This is a genomic window from Vibrio sp. R78045 (assembly GCF_042466085.1).
Lineage (GTDB): Bacteria > Pseudomonadota > Gammaproteobacteria > Enterobacterales > Vibrionaceae > Vibrio > Vibrio cyclitrophicus.
In genome coordinates this window covers 1519905-1538881 of record NZ_JAXHBS010000018.1, presented here as the reverse complement: position 1 = coordinate 1538881, position 18977 = coordinate 1519905, and the positions used below count along the sequence as shown (strand labels likewise).

The window sequence follows — 18977 nt, the reverse complement described above, 5'->3', positions numbered from 1 at the left end:
AAATCTTTAGGTTGACCAACCTGGAGATATGGACGCTCACTTAGTGAGTTGACCACTGCGGAGTGGTAGTTCAGTTGGTTAGAATACCGGCCTGTCACGCCGGGGGTCGCGGGTTCGAGTCCCGTCCACTCCGCCACTTATTCGATAACCTCGCCTAGTGCGAGGTTTTTTCGAATCTGAAGTAATGAAAGTTTTAGGGGTGTAGCTCCAATTGGCAGAGCAGCGGATTCCAAATCCGCGTGTTGGGAGTTCGAATCTCTCCACCCCTGCCATATTTAAGGCTCTAGCAGAAATGCTAGAGCCTTTTTAGTTTCTGAATCAAATATAATACACCATTAGCACAGCAGCGGATTCCCCGACTTACTAAAACAGCGCGTGTTGGGAGTTCGAATCTCCGGGGTGCCGGCTCAGTCCACCTCTGCCATATAAGAAGCCTCAGCAGAAATGCTGGGGCTTTTTTACGTCTGTTGCTTCTATGAAGCAAAGTTGGGAGAACTAGGCGTCTCCCAAGGCTCGCTAGCCCGGTCGAATCTCCGGAGTGCCGACTCAGTCGCCCCTTGCCATAGTTAGCGTGTCCGGTAGAAATGCTATAGCCTTTTTCTTTTTGTTACTTTAGTTATTCCTATCTACTCGCACCTCTGGAAACCTATTTGTTGTAACCTTCCGTTTTTAGACTTAGTTGAAAAATAGAGTCTTTCTGCTCAACACTCATTTAATACCGCAGCTTCCGATAATGGCTAAAGTTATTGCTGCTAGGCTCTTAGTCTCATTACTTTTGTTTCAAGATTAAATGGTAAACCCTATCCAATTTATACTTATACAACTGAAGACCGATTTGGTGGGGATGCCCAATAGTGCTAAAGGTGAACGAGTTCTTTGCATGACTTGTCCCTAGTAAGAACTAGAATAGAGCTAAGATCGTTGTTTCACGAGTCTTCTACATAGTTATTAAATTTCTTTTGCCTTCTTTTGGTCTCAGCTCGATCTAGAATTTAGTCCACATAGATGCTTTTGAGTGTGGAATATTTGATGTGTCCAATTTATAGAGGATACAAAAAAGGCCACCTAAATTAGGCAGCCTAGTTTAATATTATGAGATGTTAATCTAGCTCTTTCTCTGCTTGCTTTGCTTTTTCAATCATAGGAGTAATTGTCGAGCCTTGTACTAAAATCGAGAACACAACTACCGCATAGGTCATAACGAGGATAACTTCTTTTACATCGATGAGCTTCTCTTCAATTACCCAAATGCCAGAAGGTATAGAAAGTGCCATAGCGAGTGCTAAGCCGCCACGTAAACCACCCCAAGTTAGAATTTTTATAGACCATGGGTTATAAGTTCTAAAGCGCTTAAACCCGATATAAGACAAGAAGACACTTAGGTAGCGAGCGCTTAGTACTAGAGGAACGGCGAACGCCATTAAGATCCAGTCTTCTTGGTGGAATTTGAATAGCAACATTGACATACCGATTAGTAAAAACAATACACCATTTAAAAACTCGTCTATTAGCTCCCAGAAATGGTCTAAGTGGTCTTCACTCTCTTTTGAGAATCCGATAAAGCGTGTCCAGTTACCAATCATGATACCTGATACCACCATTGCCAATGGTCCCGATACATGTAGAACTTCAGCAAAGGCATAACCAGCAGTTGGGATACCGATAGTTAATAGTAACTCCATCGAGTGGTCATCTGTATTGCTAATTAAGTAGTGGAATACGAGGCCTAAAGCAAAACCGTAGACAATTCCGCCAATCGCTTCTTGGACAAAAAGCATAGTTACACTGCTGACTGTTGGCGCTTCTGTACCAAATGCGATAGTAAATAGGGTTACGAAGATAACTAAACCAAAACCATCGTTAAATAGAGACTCTCCCTCGATTTGAGTAGAGATTCGTCTTGGCGCATCGAGTTTCTTTACGATGGCTAACACGGCAATTGGATCGGTCGGGGAGATTAGAGAGCCAAAGAGTAAGCAGTAAATTAGATCAAATTGAATACCGATGAACTGACAGAACCCATAGAGCACAAAACCAATAAAGAATGTTGAAAATAGCGTTGCCCCTAATGCGAGTACTGTTATTTCCCACTTTTGGTCTTTTAGGTTTGGTAATTTAATTCCCAACCCGCCTGCAAATAGTAAGAACCCTAATATCCCTTTTAGAAGGAAATCTTCAAAATTGATACTGGCAACGGTCTCTGAGGCAATGTCTGCCAATTGGAACCAATTATTTTGTCCCGCAATGATAATCAATAGAGATAGCATCATTGAACCAGCTGTGATGGCGATGGTTGTCTGCATCTTACCAATTTTGGTATTCACGAAAGCAATAAGCATGGCAGCAGCGGACAAGAAGCATAAGGTGTAATAGACCGACATTGGTATTCCAACATGTAACAAAGTATGAATATGAATTTTCGTTGTCTCATGCTCAAATAGCAAACATTTTTTTGTCATGACTCGGTAATCAATTTCCTTTTTTAGACGTCTAGACTCCTTTTTAATGTGTGATAGGATGGAGGGATAATTAAAGGAATGAGGTTGTACTGTGGGAAGTAATGTAAGGCAAAAGATTGAAGCTCTGTTGAAGCAACGAATTTTACTGATCGATGGTGGCATGGGCACTATGATTCAGGACTATAAATTGGAAGAGCAAGACTACCGCGGTGAACGTTTTGCTAATTGGCATAGTGACTTAAAGGGCAACAATGACCTTTTAGTTCTTACACAGCCCAAGCTTATCAAAGATATCCATACTGAATATTTGGAAGCTGGGGCTGATATCCTCGAAACCAATACCTTTAATGCAACAACCATTGCTATGGCCGACTATGATATGGAAAGCCTTAGCGAAGAAATTAACTTTGCTGCTGCCAAGCTAGCTCGTGAAGCTGCTGATGAGTGGACAGCAAAGACTCCGGATAAACCTCGCTTTGTGGCAGGGGTGTTAGGTCCAACAAACCGAACGTGTTCTATATCCCCAGATGTTAATGATCCAGGCTACCGTAATGTTAGCTTTGATGAGCTTGTTGAAGCTTACTCCGAATCGACACGAGCACTTATTAAAGGCGGCTCAGATCTTATTCTTATCGAGACTATCTTCGACACGTTAAATGCAAAAGCATGTTCTTTTGCTGTTGAATCGGTTTTTGAAGAAGTTGGTATTAAATTGCCAGTCATGATCTCAGGCACCATAACTGATGCATCAGGCCGTACGCTTTCAGGACAGACTACTGAGGCATTCTATAACGCCCTTCGTCATGTTAAACCTATTTCGTTTGGATTGAACTGTGCACTCGGGCCAGATGAACTGCGAGAGTACGTTGGTGAGATGTCCCGTATCTCAGAAAGCTATGTTTCTGCTCACCCTAACGCCGGTTTACCTAATGCGTTTGGCGAGTATGACCTTTCTCCCGAAGATATGGCTGAACATGTTAAGGAATGGGCTGAAAGTGGCTTCTTAAACTTAATTGGTGGCTGTTGTGGTACGACACCAGAACATATTCGCCAGATGGCCGAGGCTGTTGACGGTGTAATGCCGCGCCAATTACCCGATTTGCCAGTCTCTTGCCGTCTTTCGGGGTTAGAGCCGTTGACGATCGCCAAAGAATCTCTGTTTGTGAACGTAGGTGAGCGTACTAACGTTACCGGCTCAGCTCGATTTAAGCGCCTGATTAAAGAAGAGCTTTACGATGAAGCGTTGAGTGTTGCTCGAGAGCAAGTAGAAAACGGTGCACAAATCATTGATATCAACATGGATGAAGGGATGCTAGACGCTGAGGCGTGCATGGTTAAATTCCTTAATCTATGTGCATCTGAGCCAGAGATCTCGAAAGTGCCAGTCATGGTCGACTCTTCAAAATGGGACGTTATTGAAGCGGGTCTGAAATGTATTCAGGGTAAAGGCATCGTTAACTCTATCTCATTGAAGGAAGGGAAAGAGAAGTTTGTCGAGCAAGCTAAATTAGTTCGTCGTTATGGTGCCGCAGTCATTGTGATGGCCTTCGATGAAGTCGGCCAAGCCGATACTCGAGAGCGTAAAGTTGAGATCTGTACCAATGCCTACAACATTCTTGTTGATGAAGTCGGTTTCCCACCTGAAGATATTATTTTCGATCCGAACATTTTTGCAGTTGCGACGGGCATTGACGAGCATAACAATTATGCGGTTGATTTTATTGAAGCAGTAGGAGATATCAAACGCGATCTCCCTCATGCAATGATCTCTGGTGGTGTATCGAATGTTTCGTTCTCGTTCCGCGGTAATAACTACGTTCGTGAGGCAATCCACGCAGTATTCCTATACCACTGTTTCAAAAATGGTATGGATATGGGTATCGTAAATGCCGGGCAGTTAGAGATTTACGATAACGTGCCTGAAGATTTACGTGAAGCGGTTGAAGATGTAGTACTTAACCGTCGTGATGATTCGACAGAACGTTTGCTTGATATGGCAACCGAGTACCTAGAGCGAGCCGTTGGTAAAGTTGAAGATAAGTCAGCTCTAGAATGGCGAACTTGGCCAGTAGAAAAGCGCTTAGAACACTCTTTAGTGAAAGGTATTACCGATTTTATTGTTGAAGATACCGAAGAAGCTCGCGTTAATGCCTCTCGCCCTATTGAGGTGATTGAAGGCCCATTAATGGATGGTATGAACGTGGTTGGTGATCTGTTTGGTGAAGGTAAAATGTTCCTTCCTCAAGTAGTGAAATCTGCCCGTGTTATGAAGCAGGCGGTAGCACATCTAGAACCATTTATTAATGCAACTAAAGATGTTGGTGCGACTAACGGAAAAATCTTACTGGCGACCGTAAAAGGCGATGTTCACGATATTGGCAAAAACATTGTGGGCGTTGTCTTGCAGTGTAATAACTACGAAATTATCGATTTAGGCGTGATGGTTTCATGTGAAAAAATCCTTAAGGTAGCTAAAGAAGAGAATGTCGACATTATTGGTTTGTCGGGTCTGATTACCCCTTCTCTTGATGAAATGGTACATGTTGCCAAAGAGATGGAGAGACAAGGCTTTAAGCTGCCTCTTCTTATTGGCGGAGCAACGACATCTAAAGCACACACTGCGGTTAAGATTGAGCAGAACTACTCTGAGCCAGTTGTTTATGTCAATAACGCATCTCGCGCTGTAGGCGTTTGTACTTCATTACTCTCTGATGAATTGAAACCTGCTTTCGTTGAGAAGTTGAACATCGATTATGATCGAGTTAGAGATCAACACAATCGTAAAAAACCTCGTACCAAGCCCGTCACACTTGAGAAAGCTCGTGCCAATAAAGTTGCTATCGATTGGGATGCCTACACTCCCCCTGCACCCGCTAAGCCGGGAGTTCATATTTTCAGTGATTTTGATGTAGCGACTTTGCGTCAGTACATCGACTGGACTCCGTTCTTTATGACATGGTCATTAGTTGGTAAGTACCCAGCAATCCTTGATCACGAAGAGGTGGGGGATGAAGCTAAACGACTATTCAAAGATGCCAACGATTTGTTGGATCGCGTAGAGAAAGAGAAGTTACTTGAAGCTCGTGGTATGTGTGCCATGTTCCCTGCGAACAGTGTGGGTGATGATATCGAGGTGTATACCGATGAATCCCGTACAGAAGTGCTGAAGGTTCTGCATAATCTTCGCCAGCAAACCGAGAAGCCAAAAGGTTTTAACTACTGCTTGTCAGATTACATTGCTCCAAAAGACAGCGGTAAAGCTGACTGGATTGGTGGCTTTGCGGTTACTGGCGGTATTGGTGAGCGAGAGCTTGCTGATGAATATAAAGCTAATGGTGATGATTACAATGCGATTATGATTCAGGCGGTTGCGGACCGTTTGGCTGAAGCGTTTGCAGAATATTTACACAAAGAAGTGAGAAAGGACATTTGGGGTTACTCGCCTGATGAGGATTTGTCTAACGACGATTTGATTCGAGAGAAGTACCAAGGTATTCGTCCAGCTCCGGGTTACCCTGCTTGCCCAGAACATACAGAGAAAGGCACATTGTGGGAGTTGATGGACGTTGAAAAAGCCATCGACATTTCACTAACCACGAGTTACGCAATGTGGCCAGGTGCCTCAGTGTCGGGTATGTACTTCTCTCATCCTGATTCGCGATATTTTGCGATTGCACAGATTCAACAGGATCAAGTAGAAAGCTATGCTGATCGTAAGGGCTGGGATATGTTGGAAGCTGAGAAGTGGTTAGGTCCAAACATTAACTAGTTTGAATCTATGACGAGCTTTGGTTCGTAAAGTAAAAAAGAGAAAGGGTTGCTCAAGAGCAACCCTTTTTGTATCTGGGGTTTGGTTAATTAAAACCAATTAATTAACCATCGCCTTATTCAAATAACTCTTGGTGAAGTTTTTGGATCGCCAACTTAGAAACAGATGCATCTAGCAAGAAGCACAAGTTGTGTGGGCTTGCTCCGTAACAAATCATACGTAGATTGAAATCTTCCAGAGTGCCAAACACCTGCTTTGCATAGCCTTTATTTTCACTCATGTTGTTGCCAATAAGCGCAACAAGGCATAGGTCGTGTTCAATATCTACAGAACACAACTCTTCAAGCTCCAGTCGAGCAGCTTCTGGTAACTCAGGAGCACCACCTGATGTGTCTGTTTGATCGAGAGTCAGTGAGACACTGATCTCTGAAGTCGTGATGAGATCGACTGAGATCTTATGTTTAGCAAGGATCTCGAATACCTTCGCCAAAAAGCCGTAAGCATGGAACATGTTTGCACTGCGAAGCGTAACCATCGTTTGGTTGCAACGAAGAGCAAGTGCTCTGAATAATGGTGAGCTTTCAACTTCTTGGCGAATCCAAGTTCCACCTAACTCTGGTGCTTTAGAAGAGCCGACAAATACCGGGATTTGGTGGCGCAATGCAGGTACTAGAGTTGAAGGGTGCAGTATCTTTGCACCAAAGTTTGCCATTTCCGATGCTTCGCTAAAACTGATCTCTGGAATAGGAGATGCTTTCGGTGCGATGCGTGGATCTGTCGTGTAAATACCCGGAACATCTGTCCAGATTTCCAACCCCATTGCCTGTACTGATTCGGCGATCAGCGCGGCGGAATAATCGCTGCCACCACGGCCTAAAGTCGTGGTGTTACCTTCGCTATCTGCACCGATAAAACCTTGAGTAACCACAACTTGCTGTTGGCAAAGTGGTATAAGCTTCTCTTTTGCTAGGGCTGAAATATCTTCAAGTTGTGGTTCTGCTTTACCAAAATCACCATTAGTGCGCATCACTTCTCTGATATCAAAACGAACGGCTGGTGTACCTCGTTCACGAATAATCTGAGCCAAAATGTGTGTCGACATCAGCTCACCACATGCGACAAGGTGATCTGTCAATTTAGTGCTGGCTTGAAATGATGCAGCTTCTGCGGCGCTCGCAATATCATCGAGAATACAATGTACGTCTTTTTCGATACTGATTGGATCAGCTAGCTGATCGAGAATTGCGTTATGAATGTCAGTCAGTTGCGTCATCAAATCCTGACGACGAGCTTTGTCTTGAACCCCATTCGCGAGTTCAACGAGTAGGTTGGTAACGCCAGAGCATGCACTGCTCACGACCAGTTTCGTATTCGAGTTATTTTCAATAATAGCAGCACAACGGCTCATTGCTTCAAAGTTGGCAACACTTGTTCCACCAAACTTAGCGACATTAAAAGAACCAGCTACATTAGATGCACTCACGATATATCTCCCACGACTTCCTAAAATAAAATTACGGTTGGGTAATCCAACGTCCGATGTTTTTCGAAGAGAGTATTTAGAGCAAAAAGAGAGGAATTATTAGAATAGTAACCTCAGAAGCTCCTCACCATATAGAAATGGCGACAGTTGCCGGGATTCAGCCCGCTCAACCGATAATAAAGGTCCTGCATCCTTTTATTATCTCGGCACTGCTCCCCCTTAATGTTTTGTATTGGAAATGCGGTTCCACAAAACATCTGCCTGGGCAGTGCTCCTCTTCTGCTAGATAGCCATTTCATTGAACGTGTTTGCGGTAACAATGTCAATCCGTAACTGGAGATATTTAAAAAATAATTTTAACAATTATGTGACACTGGTGTGACCTCAATACTTATGGCTAATTGCTGAGGTAATCAATTTGCTTTAGGGTGGATTGTTCACAACATTAACGTAAGGGATGTACATGTCTAATTTAACACTCACTACTGCTATTGATAGCTTTTATCCACCGCACCGAACGTTAATGGGACCGGGTCCTTCAGACATTTCGCCTCAAGTCTTACAGGCCTTAAGCCGCCCAACCATTGGTCACCTCGACCCGTTATTTATCGCGATGATGGATGAACTGAAACAGCTTCTTAAATACGCTTTCCAGACTGAAAACGAATTTACGATTGCCGTTTCTGCACCGGGTAGTGCGGGTATGGAGACCTGTTTTGTTAACTTGATTGAGCCAGGTGAAAAGGTGATCGTTTGTCGTAACGGTGTCTTCGGTGAGCGTATGCGAGAGAATGTGGTTCGCTGTGGTGGCGAAGCCATCCTTGTTGACGACGAGTGGGGTAAGCCCGTTTCAGTTGAAAAGGTAGAACAAGCATTGGCAGAAAACCCTGATGCTGTTGCTGTCGCATTTGTACATGCAGAGACATCAACCGGAGCGTTATCTGATGCTCAAGCTATTTCAGCTATCGCTCGTCAGTTTGGTGCGTTAACGATTGTTGATGCAGTAACGTCTCTAGGTGGTGTGCCATTACTAGTTGATGAGTGGCAGCTTGATGCAGTTTATTCGGGTAGCCAAAAGTGTCTATCTTGCGTACCTGGACTATCTCCGGTTACTTTTTCTCAGCGTGCTGTTGATAAAATGAAAGCCCGTCAAGCGCCAGTGCAAAGCTGGTTCCTAGATCAAAGTTTAGTATTAGGTTATTGGAGTGGCGAAGGTAAGCGTAGTTACCACCACACGGCGCCGGTGAATAGCCTGTATGCTCTGCATGAGTCGTTGGTTTTATTGAAAAATGAAGGCCTAGACAACGCTTGGTCACGTCACTATGCGATGCACCAAGAACTGAAAGCTGGCGTAGAAGCTTTGGGGTTAAAATTTGTGGTTGACGAAGAGAGTCGCCTACCTCAATTGAATGCGCTTTACTTCCCTGAAGGGATTGATGAAGCCAAAATAAGAACGCAGTTGTTAGAAGAGTATAATCTTGAAATCGGTGCAGGCCTTGGTTCTTTGGCAGGGAAGGCTTGGCGTATTGGTTTAATGGGTTATGGCGCTCGTAAAGAGAACGTCGCATTGTGCTTAAAAGCACTAAAAGATGTATTAGAATAATTAACCGTAAAATTCGAAAAAAAAGCGCACGAGAGATCGTGCGCTTTTTTTGTGCCTAACTTAAGCCTCCAAAGTCTACCGCTTTAGCTGCATCAATATCACTTGGCAGAAGATACGTTGTTCTCAGCGGCTGAAATTTTCTTATACTGAACTTTTGAAAAATCTCTATTTGGAAATAAGAAGCTTGCTTCGCTCCGAATTTGTTCTGCTTTGCTGTGATCGCCTAAACCCTGATACGCGAGGATTAGGTTACTGTAAAACGCGGGTCTTGGTTTACTCTTTATTATTTCCAAAGACCAATCAACATAAGGCTGAATAAGACTCGGATCAGCTTTGTAGAGCCCAATGTTGAGATACGTGCTGTACACATCCCAATCATAGCGATCTTTCCATACTACGGGATTCGTAACTTGCTTAAGAATATCTGGGTTCTTCGGCTTAGATTGTTCAAATTGAGTCAGCACATAATTGGTATGCAGCGCGCTCAACATATAGAAGCTCACCAAGATCGGAATCACTAAGCTCGACACTCTAAAGAGGGTTTTACTGACGATACTAAACGACTGTTGATAGTGCCGAGAAGAGCGTTGATCAACCCAGTAAATCAAAATGATAAAGGTTATCCAGTGAATCGCAGAGTGGTAAAATGGATACTCGAGCTGAGAATGCAAGAGTATGGGTATAAATAGCGCGAGCAGTACTAGACGAGTTCCTTTAGCCGAACTGGCTATACGTGACATCACCAGCACCGCAGCAATCAAGATACCGATGATTGGTACTATCCCGCCCTCAACGCCCCAAAAAAGAAACTCATTGTGAGGGTGATCCATGGATGGAAGGCCGGGGTGATAATTCGAGTTAAGTTGATGCTGGCGAGCCGTATATAAGGTGTATTCAGGTTCAAACTTCCCGTAACCATAACCTGTAAATGGCTTTTCTATCATCATGTCTAACGCTTGTGGAAAGGTATAGGCTCTTGGGCTTTCTAAATTGGTTCTTTTGCTCGCGAGACTATCCGTTGTGCTCAGGTTAATAACCGTAAACGCAACAGCGATACCGACTACTACTGATGTGCACCATCCGTAAAATCGCTTCTTAGTCGAGAATTTGTATAGGTAAGGCAGAATGCATATCAACCCTATTACCGCTGCCAACCAACCCGTTCGTGATGCAATAATAATTAATAGAGGTACGGTTAAGGTTGGAGTTAAATAAAGTAAAATCGACTCGCTAATCTTGTGGTTATATTTCGCGGGTTGTCTCGCAAGAAGATAAGCAGAAAGCACAAAGCCAGTGGCTAGGAAGCTGGCCATAACATTGGGTTGTTGGAAGATCCCGTAAGGTCGATTCGCAGCAGTGTTGTAGCCAAATGGGTTTCCTGGCTCTAAGGCAAAATATTGTACATAACCAAACAACGCTTGAATGACGACAGCGAGTACAATGAACCACAATATACGTTGCTTGTGTTTATTGCTGAATTTAAATTGCTGGAGGACGACGAATAACGCAAAGCCTGCCCACAATCCAAGCAAGCGCCCTGATGCCCCTTGAGGTGATGCGTTGCTGTAAAAGATGGGTAGCGTAAGTATGATGCAGCTAACCAGTAAACCAACGGTTAGTTTGGAATATTTGAGCACCCGGTTAGTCGCTAGCTGATAAAAGCCAATCGCTAACGTAAAGCTTAGTGCTAACCAAGTCATAGGGTTAAAGGATAAAGCTAGGCCAGAGCCCCCAGGGTTCGGCATGAAAAAATGCATAGCTAATAAGAATACGACAGCTAAAGAAGCAAGAAAGGCTTTATTGAGTGGTAGCTGAGTTATCTGATTTTCTAGCTGGGTACCGCTAGTATGTATTGTTGCCATAAATCCCTAACCTTATAAAAACAGAGCTTGTTCCTTTTGAAACAAGCTCTGTTACTTTAACATTTTTCTGTCTGCCCGCAGGGCGCTATTTTACACCTACTTCAAATTTAACATAGGCTTAAGGAAGCGAGCAGTGTGTGAACCTTCGACTAACGCCACATCTTCAGGTGTACCCTCTGCAACAATCTCACCACCACCTTGACCACCTTCAGGGCCTAAATCTAATATCCAATCTGCGGTTTTGACGACATCTAGGTTGTGTTCAATCACAACAACCGTATTTCCGTGATCACGCAGCCTGTGTAGAACCGTGAGTAGCTGTTGAATATCATGGAAATGAAGGCCAGTAGTTGGTTCATCTAGAATGTATAAGGTTTTTCCTGTATCTCGTTTAGATAGCTCACGTGCGAGTTTGATACGTTGTGCTTCACCGCCGGATAAGGTTGTTGCTGCTTGCCCAAGACGGATGTAAGAAAGACCAACATCCATTAAGGTTTGTAGCTTACGAGCAATCACAGGAACAGGGTTGAAGTATTCGCGCGCATCTTCTACGGTCATCTCTAGAACTTCGTCAATGGTTTTGCCTTTGTAGCGAACTTCTAAAGTTTCACGGTTATAACGCTTACCTTTACACACATCACACGGCACATACACATCTGGCAAGAAGTGCATCTCTACTTTGATCACACCGTCTCCCTGACACGCTTCACAGCGACCACCACGAACGTTAAAACTGAATCGTCCTGGTTTATAGCCACGAGATCGCGACTCTTGTGTACCCGCAAATAACTCACGGATCGGAGTAAAGATCCCAGTATAAGTAGCAGGGTTTGATCTTGGTGTACGACCGATAGGGCTCTGATCAATATCAATCACCTTATCAAAATGTTCTAGCCCTTTGAGCTTCTTATGCGGCGCAGCTACGGCTGTCGTCGCACCATTGAGTTGGGTATGAGCGATCTTAAAAAAGGTATCGTTGATTAGCGTAGATTTACCGGAACCTGATACGCCTGTGATACAGCTAAACAAACCGACTGGAATGGTTGCCGTGATATTTTTGAGGTTATTACCTGTCGCCCCGACTATCTCAACGACCTTCTTTCTGTCGATAGGTGTTCTTTCTGTTGGTATAGCAATTTCTTTTACACCGCTCAGATATTGCCCAGTTAATGATTCTGGGTTATCGAGAATATCTTGCATTGTCCCTTCAGCAACCACATGACCGCCGTGAACCCCGGCACCTGGACCGATATCAATAACATGGTCAGCGCAGCGAATCGCATCTTCATCATGCTCAACGACAAGTACGGTATTGCCTAAGTCTCTTAGGTGAACCAAAGTTTGAAGTAGGCGTTCATTATCGCGCTGGTGGAGACCAATCGATGGTTCATCGAGTACGTACATAACACCAACCAAGCCTGCGCCTATTTGGCTTGCTAAGCGGATCCGTTGTGCTTCTCCGCCAGATAACGTTTCTGCACTGCGTGATAGGTTGAGATAATTCAAACCGACATTAACTAAGAAATGCAGTCGGTCATTGATCTCTTTCATCACTTTATCTGCGATTTGTCCACGTTGACCGTCTAGCTTCAATTCTTGGAAAAATTGCAGTGCATCGGCAATGCTGAGCTCAACGATTTCAGGCAGTGTGGTGTCACCAATAAAGACGTTTCTTGCTTCTAATCTCAAACGAGTGCCGTTACAGCTAGAACAAGATTTTGTCGAAATATATTTAGCTAAGTCTTCACGCACAGCGCTTGACTCGGTGTCGTGATAACGACGTTCTAAAGTGTTGAGAATGCCTTCAAATGGATGAAGCTTAACTCGAATGTCACCACGATCATTGATGTATTTGAATTCTACTTCTGTGCGGCCAGAGCCTTTCAGGATGATCTCTTGAGTTTTCTTTGGCAGAGAATTAAATGGAGAATAAAGATCAAAACCATAATGCTCTGATAGTGACGTCAACATTTGGAAATAGTAATAGTTCTTTTGATCCCAACCTTTAATTGCGCCTTCAGCAATGCTCAGATTGTCATCCAAAATCACCCGACTTGGATCGAAATATTGTTGAACCCCAAGTCCATCACACGTACCACAAGCACCTGCTGGGTTATTGAATGAGAACAGGCGAGGCTCAAGCTCCTGCATGCTATAGCCACACTTAGGGCAAGCGAAATTTGCAGAGAACACAATCTCTTCTTGTTCTGTTTCATCCATCCAACCGACAACTGCAATGCCACCAGAAAGCTCTAATGTCGTTTCGAAGGATTCAGCAAGTCGTTGCTGAAGATCAGGACGAACCTTGAACCTATCAACGACGACTTCTATGGTGTGCTTTTTATGCAACTCGAGGGTTGGCGGATCGGATAAGTCACAGGTTTCCCCATCAATTCGAGCGCGGATAAAACCTTGAGCGGCTAAATTCTCAAGTGTTTTAACGTGCTCACCTTTGCGCTCTTTGACGATGGGTGCCATTAGCATCATCTTCGAGCCTTCAGGCAGTTCTAACACCTTATCGACCATTTGACTGATGGTTTGTGCAGCCAAAGGAGTATTGTGATCTGGGCAGCGTGGTTCACCTACTCGTGCGTAGAGCAGTCTTAAGTAATCATAAACCTCGGTGATTGTACCCACGGTTGAGCGGGGGTTGTGAGAGGTTGACTTTTGTTCTATTGAGATAGCAGGAGACAAACCTTCAATGTGGTCAACATCAGGCTTTTCCATAAGGGATAGAAATTGACGAGCATAGGCTGACAAAGACTCAACATAGCGACGCTGCCCCTCGGCATAAAGGGTATCAAACGCAAGTGACGACTTTCCTGAACCAGATAATCCTGTGATAACAATGAGCTTATCTCGGGGAATGGTTAGGTTGACGTCTTTGAGGTTATGCGTGCGAGCGCCTCTGATTTCTATTTTATCCATCTCAATAGACCATGTAATTTTAAGTGGCTAAAGTATTACATAGAGTGAGATTTGTGCAAAGTTTTACTGGATAAAAAAACAGTAAACAAAAAAAAGGGTGACGCTTTCGAGTCACCCTTTAAATCATTTATTACGCGACTAACTCATCGCTACGTATCATTAGTTAGTATGCCAAAACTAGCGATTAAGCTTCTTTTGTTGTTGAGTGCTTACCTAGTTCGATTTGTTGCTGGTCTTTTTTGTATAGATTTTCAAAGCAGTAATTTGTTGCTTCGATATAGCCTTCTACACTACCGCAGTCAAAGCGTTGGCCTTTAAATTTGTATGCTAATACACAGCCTGCTTTGGCTTGTTTTAACAATGCATCGGTAATCTGGATTTCGCCACCTTTACCTGGTTCAGTCTGCTCGATAAGTTCAAAGATGTCTGGAGTCAGAATGTAACGGCCAATGATCGCTAGATTACTTGGTGCAGTACCTGGTTCTGGCTTCTCAACCATGTCGTCAACACGGAAAAGATCATCTTTAATCATTTCACCAGAGATAACACCGTATTTGTGCGTTTCGTTTTCTGGCACTTCTTGAACAGCAACGATTGAACAACGGAACTGTTTGTACAGTGCAACCATTTGAGCCAACACACCTTGTTGTTCGTTCACACAAAGGTCATCAGCAAGCACGACTGCAAACGGTTCATCACCCACAAGCTCGCGACCAGTCAAGATAGCATGACCTAGACCTTTCATTTCACGTTGGCGAATGTAAGTGAAGTTTGCCGCTTCAATTGTTTCACGGATATTGATCAACAAGTCTTCTTTATTCGTGCCGCTGATCTGATGTTCGAGTTCGTAGTTTTTATCGAAGTGATCCATCAGAGAATGCTTACCACGACCGGTAACAATACACATACCGTCCATACCAGCTTCGATAGCTTCTTCAACGCCGTATTCAATTAGAGGCTTGTTTACAACAGGCATCATCTCTTTAGGCATTGACTTAGTTGCAGGTAAGAAGCGTGTACCGTAGCCAGCTGCCGGGAAAAGGCACTTTTTGATCATGATAAGACCCTTTATCTATAATAATTATTGATTCAACCTGAGTGGCTGATATTTCTGAGGGCAACTCTAGCATAAGTTATGTCGAAAATTCAGCAACAATACGTATGGTTTACTAGAGTTTTCCTCAAAATTATCCTCAGTTTAAGAGGCGGATCAATTATGCAAGTAAGTTCTGATTAGCCCATGCGATAGCTTGGACTCTATTCTTAACCGCTAACTTACGGAAAATCTGATAAAGGTGTGACTTTACGGTGAACTCGCTAATAAATAAATCATCGGCTATTTGAGTGTTGGATGACCCTGATTGAAGGCAACGGATCACTTGGATTTCTCTGATCGTCAAATCTACATTGGTGGGTGTCGTGTTGGTGTTCACCATATTACGGTAATAAAAAAGCAGTTGATTGGTTACTTTTCGTGGTAACCAATTATCACCATTAATGACCTGTTGAATCCCCTTTGCTATTTTCACTTTTTGTTCGGAGTCATAAAATAGCCCTTTTAATACGCCGAAAGTGAGCAACTCCGAGGTAGGGAGCTGTTGAGGTACATTGAACAAGATGATCTCATTGTTTTTCCACATGACGGGTAAGTTAGGGAAAACAACGATTAACTGTGGCACCTCTTTGTAGTCGATGAGTAAGATACGATTACTTTGCTTTCTATCGAAAAGCATCAAGTCGCCCGCTGTCATCTTGTAGAGTGGGATAATTAGGTGCTTTTCTATCTCTTTTACGTGTAGGTGAGTCTCGCTTGGATCTATGCACAGAAAGTGTAAAGTGCGAGCATATCGAGATTTTCTCATTGATAATCCTTGTAAGGGTAGAATTAGATTTCACGTTGTCATGCACGCCATTGCTTCTCTAGCGCCTTGGTTGTGTCTTGCGTTGAATATCAATGATCAAAGTAAATGAGTGGTTTGTCAGTGGAGAAAAAAGCAACATCGCTCTGAATATCATGATTTGTTACGTTTTTATTCTTTGTATAAGAGCGAGAATAGGAATGCGATTTATCACTGTAGAAAAGCATGCTATTCTTGTGCGCTAAAATTTTCTGAGACTATGAATTTAGACGGAGCAAATCATGGCTAGCCGTGGAGTTAACAAAGTTATATTAGTGGGTAACCTAGGTAATGACCCTGAAATTCGTTACATGCCGAATGGCGGCGCAGTAGCGAACATTACCATTGCAACGTCAGAGTCATGGCGTGACAAAGCAACTGGCGAACAGCGTGAAAAAACAGAATGGCACCGTGTTGCTCTGTTTGGCAAGCTGGCGGAAGTTGCTGGTGAGTACCTACGTAAAGGTTCTCAAGTTTACATTGAAGGTCAACTTCAGACTCGTAAATGGCAAGATCAAAGCGGTCAAGATCGCTACACAACTGAAGTGGTTGTTCAAGGCTTCAACGGTGTAATGCAAATGCTTGGTGGCCGTGCTCAAGGCGGTGCTCCTGCTCAAGGTGGTATGGGTAACCAACAGCAAGGTGGTTGGGGTCAACCACAGCAACCACAACAGCAGCAACAACAATACAGTGCTCCTGCTCAACAGCAGCCGAAAGCACCTCAACAAGCTCCTCAGCAGGCTCAACCTCAATATAATGAGCCACCGATGGATTTTGATGATGACATCCCATTTTAGACCCTGTTTTTAATATATTATAAAGACAGTATTAAATTGGAAAAAGCCGCGTTTATCGCGGCTTTTTGTTACCTACAATTCTTAACGCTTTATTTACAACGTCAATTTATAGTATAAGTAGCAATACGGTATAATGTGAGTTGAAAAGGATTTCGTTATTCATGAGATATACCCCCACACTAAAATTGAGCACTCGCTTAGTGGCATTTGTCACCGTGATAGTTATCAGTGCGATGTTCATTCTTTTTATCGGTGGCACACTTTCTTTTAAGCGTATTGGGCAAGAATATTTAGACCATTATTTGGTTGGTATTGTCGATGTTGTAGATAAAGAGATGGAAGACCCGGACGCCGCGTATTCGATGCGGCGTTGGATGCCTAAGATGTTACAAGCGAGCAATATTGTTGAGATGAAACTCTCGAACAGGACTGGCATCGTTTATCGCTTTAAAGATACCTCCCCGCAAATCGATCCTAGTCGTCTCTATGAAAGAAGTTTTGTTTTAGAGCGAAATGAAGGCTATCGAATCGAATTTAAAGCACTTCCGCCTTACATTGGTTATAGCTATTCAATGGAGGCTATGTGGTCGATTACTTTAGCCGTTGCTTTGATTATTTTCTGTCTGATTCGTGGTGTCCGATGGCTAAAAGAGCAATTGATGGGATCCGAAATGCTCGAAGAGCGAGGCCGAATGATCCTTGCGGGGCAAGTTGAAGCTCATGCAAAAGGCGATGAGCGAGAATGGCCGTATACTGCAAGCGAAGCCTTAGATGTATTGATAGAAGAGCTGAAAGATGCTCGTCAAGAAAGAAGCCGCTTTGATACCTTTATCCGTACTCATACTTTTCTAGATAAACTCACAGGCACAGCCAATCGAGTACTCTTTGATAACAAACTTGAATCAGCCTTACATGAAAGCGGTGCTCGAGGTGGCGTATTACTAATACGTATCGACGAGTGGGAGCAAGTTTGTGACGCTAATGACAAGCAAACCACTGACAGCTTTATTATTGAAGTCGGTGAAGTATTATCGAATATTGTTCAGCGTTATCCTGATGTCATTTTTTCTCGTTATTACGAAGCTGACTTTGCGGTGTTTATTCCTCATCAGGGAGCAAAGGATATTGCGACCTTGGCGGCTCAATGTTTAAGGCAGTTAGATAAGTTAACGCCACCTGAGCCTTTGGAACCTGACAATTGGTGTCATATCGGTGTGACCATGTATACCGAAGGTGAGCGCCATAGCAAGATCATGGATGAAACGGAAACCGCATTAAAGAGTGCTCAGTTGGAACGTATCAATAACTGGAGCCGCTACCCTAAACAGAACAAAAATGAGCTTGATAGAGGCAGCGTTCGGTGGAGAACACTACTTGATAAAGCTCTACTCCCTGAAAATTTAGTAATCTTTGCTCAGCGATGTTATCTTATACCGGAATCAGGTCAAGCTGATGAATTACATAGAGAAATATTTGTTCGGATTCAAGATCCAGACAAAGGTTTACTGAAATCGTCTCGGTTTATGCCCGCGGTAGAGCAAGTGGGCTATCAAGCTCAAATGGATCAATCGGTTCTGAAAGTACTGTTAACATCACTGAAAGAATCAACAAAACCTACCAACTATTCGGTGAATTTGAATGTCACCCCGTTTGCCAGTAAACAGCATTTTAAGTGGTTTAGAAGTGAGTTGTTGCAGCTCTCGGCTCAGCACCGTTCTCAATTGGCCTTTGAGTTCCCTGAAGGGCACTTGATTGCTCATCTTGATTATATGAGACCAGTCGCAAAGATGTTGAAAGGGCTAGGGTGTAAAATTATCGTTGGCCAAGCTGGGCGAACCATTGTTAGCACTCACTACATCAAAGATTTAAAGGTCAATTTTATTAAGCTTCATCGAAGCCTGATAAAGAAAATCGATCAAAGGCATGAGAATCAGCTGTTTGTCCGTAGTTTAATAGGGGCATGTGGCGACTCCCCAACTCAAGTTATTGCCGTAGGGGTCGAGACAAAACAAGAAAAGAATACCTTGATAGAGTTAGGTATTAACGGCTATCAAGGGAGATATTTTGACGAAGAGCAACAAATTATCCCTTTGCCTAATCAAGGTGAAAAGACAGTGAAAGCTGAATCCGTGGTAAAAGTTGGTCGAAGAAATCGATGGCGTAAGAGTAGTAGTTAAG

At 43.4% G+C, this 18977-nt stretch carries 10 protein-coding genes, 2 tRNA genes and 1 riboswitch; of the genes, 6 read left to right on the top strand and 6 right to left on the bottom strand.

Annotated features, from left to right (window positions below):
• The first annotated feature begins 59 nt into the window (after positions 1–59).
• Positions 60–136 (top strand) — tRNA-Asp (locus tag SJY39_RS28585).
• Positions 137–195: 59 nt separating this feature from the next.
• Positions 196–272, top strand: a tRNA-Trp gene (locus tag SJY39_RS28580).
• An 828-nt stretch (positions 273–1100) separates the two neighbouring features.
• On the opposite strand, the gene SJY39_RS28575 is transcribed toward SJY39_RS28580, so the two are convergent.
• Positions 1101–2381 (bottom strand): sodium:proton antiporter, encoded by a 1281-nt coding sequence (locus SJY39_RS28575; protein ID WP_010434305.1) that lies wholly within the window; start codon positions 2379–2381, stop codon positions 1101–1103.
• A 169-nt stretch (positions 2382–2550) separates the two neighbouring features.
• On the opposite strand from SJY39_RS28575, the gene metH reads away from it, so the two are divergent.
• The gene (gene metH / locus SJY39_RS28570; protein WP_016792984.1) at positions 2551–6228 is read left to right on the top strand and encodes a methionine synthase; all 3678 of its coding nucleotides are present in this window, start codon (positions 2551–2553) and stop codon (positions 6226–6228) included.
• Positions 6229–6343: 115 nt separating this feature from the next.
• Here the strand turns inward: metH and lysC are convergent, their stop codons facing one another.
• Positions 6344–7711 carry a lysine-sensitive aspartokinase 3 gene (gene lysC, locus SJY39_RS28565; protein WP_010434311.1) on the bottom strand — a complete coding sequence of 456 codons (1368 nt, stop codon included), beginning with the start codon at positions 7709–7711 and terminating at the stop codon, positions 6344–6346.
• A gap of 109 nt (positions 7712–7820) precedes the next feature.
• A riboswitch (Lysine riboswitch) is annotated at positions 7821–7998 on the bottom strand.
• A gap of 176 nt (positions 7999–8174) precedes the next feature.
• Between lysC and SJY39_RS28560 the strand changes: the two genes are divergently transcribed.
• A complete protein-coding gene (locus SJY39_RS28560; protein WP_010434313.1) occupies positions 8175–9314 on the top strand; it encodes an alanine--glyoxylate aminotransferase family protein in 1140 nt (379 codons plus the stop codon).
• Between the two features lie 98 nt (positions 9315–9412).
• Here the strand turns inward: SJY39_RS28560 and SJY39_RS28555 are convergent, their stop codons facing one another.
• The 4 genes from SJY39_RS28555 to SJY39_RS28540 all read right to left on the bottom strand — a co-directional run bounded on the left by SJY39_RS28555 (position 9413) and on the right by SJY39_RS28540 (position 15966).
• Positions 9413–11176, bottom strand: a complete 1764-nt coding sequence (locus tag SJY39_RS28555) for a PglL family O-oligosaccharyltransferase (protein WP_016792985.1) — start codon at positions 11174–11176, stop codon at positions 9413–9415.
• Between the two features lie 96 nt (positions 11177–11272).
• Complete coding sequence (gene uvrA, locus SJY39_RS28550; RefSeq protein ID WP_372275583.1) at positions 11273–14104, bottom strand: excinuclease ABC subunit UvrA; 2832 nt, start codon at positions 14102–14104, stop codon at positions 11273–11275.
• A 184-nt stretch (positions 14105–14288) separates the two neighbouring features.
• Complete coding sequence (gene galU, locus SJY39_RS28545) at positions 14289–15161, bottom strand: UTP--glucose-1-phosphate uridylyltransferase GalU (RefSeq protein WP_004735975.1); 873 nt, start codon at positions 15159–15161, stop codon at positions 14289–14291.
• Positions 15162–15318: 157 nt separating this feature from the next.
• Positions 15319–15966, bottom strand: coding sequence for a LuxR C-terminal-related transcriptional regulator (locus SJY39_RS28540; RefSeq protein ID WP_016767798.1), 648 nt, complete (start codon positions 15964–15966; stop codon positions 15319–15321).
• Between the two features lie 278 nt (positions 15967–16244).
• On the opposite strand from SJY39_RS28540, the gene SJY39_RS28535 reads away from it, so the two are divergent.
• Together SJY39_RS28535 and csrD are read left to right on the top strand one after the other, a co-directional pair.
• Positions 16245–16799 carry a single-stranded DNA-binding protein gene (locus SJY39_RS28535; RefSeq protein ID WP_010434324.1) on the top strand — a complete coding sequence of 185 codons (555 nt, stop codon included), beginning with the start codon at positions 16245–16247 and terminating at the stop codon, positions 16797–16799.
• Positions 16800–16960: 161 nt separating this feature from the next.
• Positions 16961–18976 (top strand): RNase E specificity factor CsrD, encoded by a 2016-nt coding sequence (gene csrD / locus SJY39_RS28530; RefSeq protein WP_372275585.1) that lies wholly within the window; start codon positions 16961–16963, stop codon positions 18974–18976.
• The last annotated feature ends 1 nt before the right edge of the window (position 18977 follow it).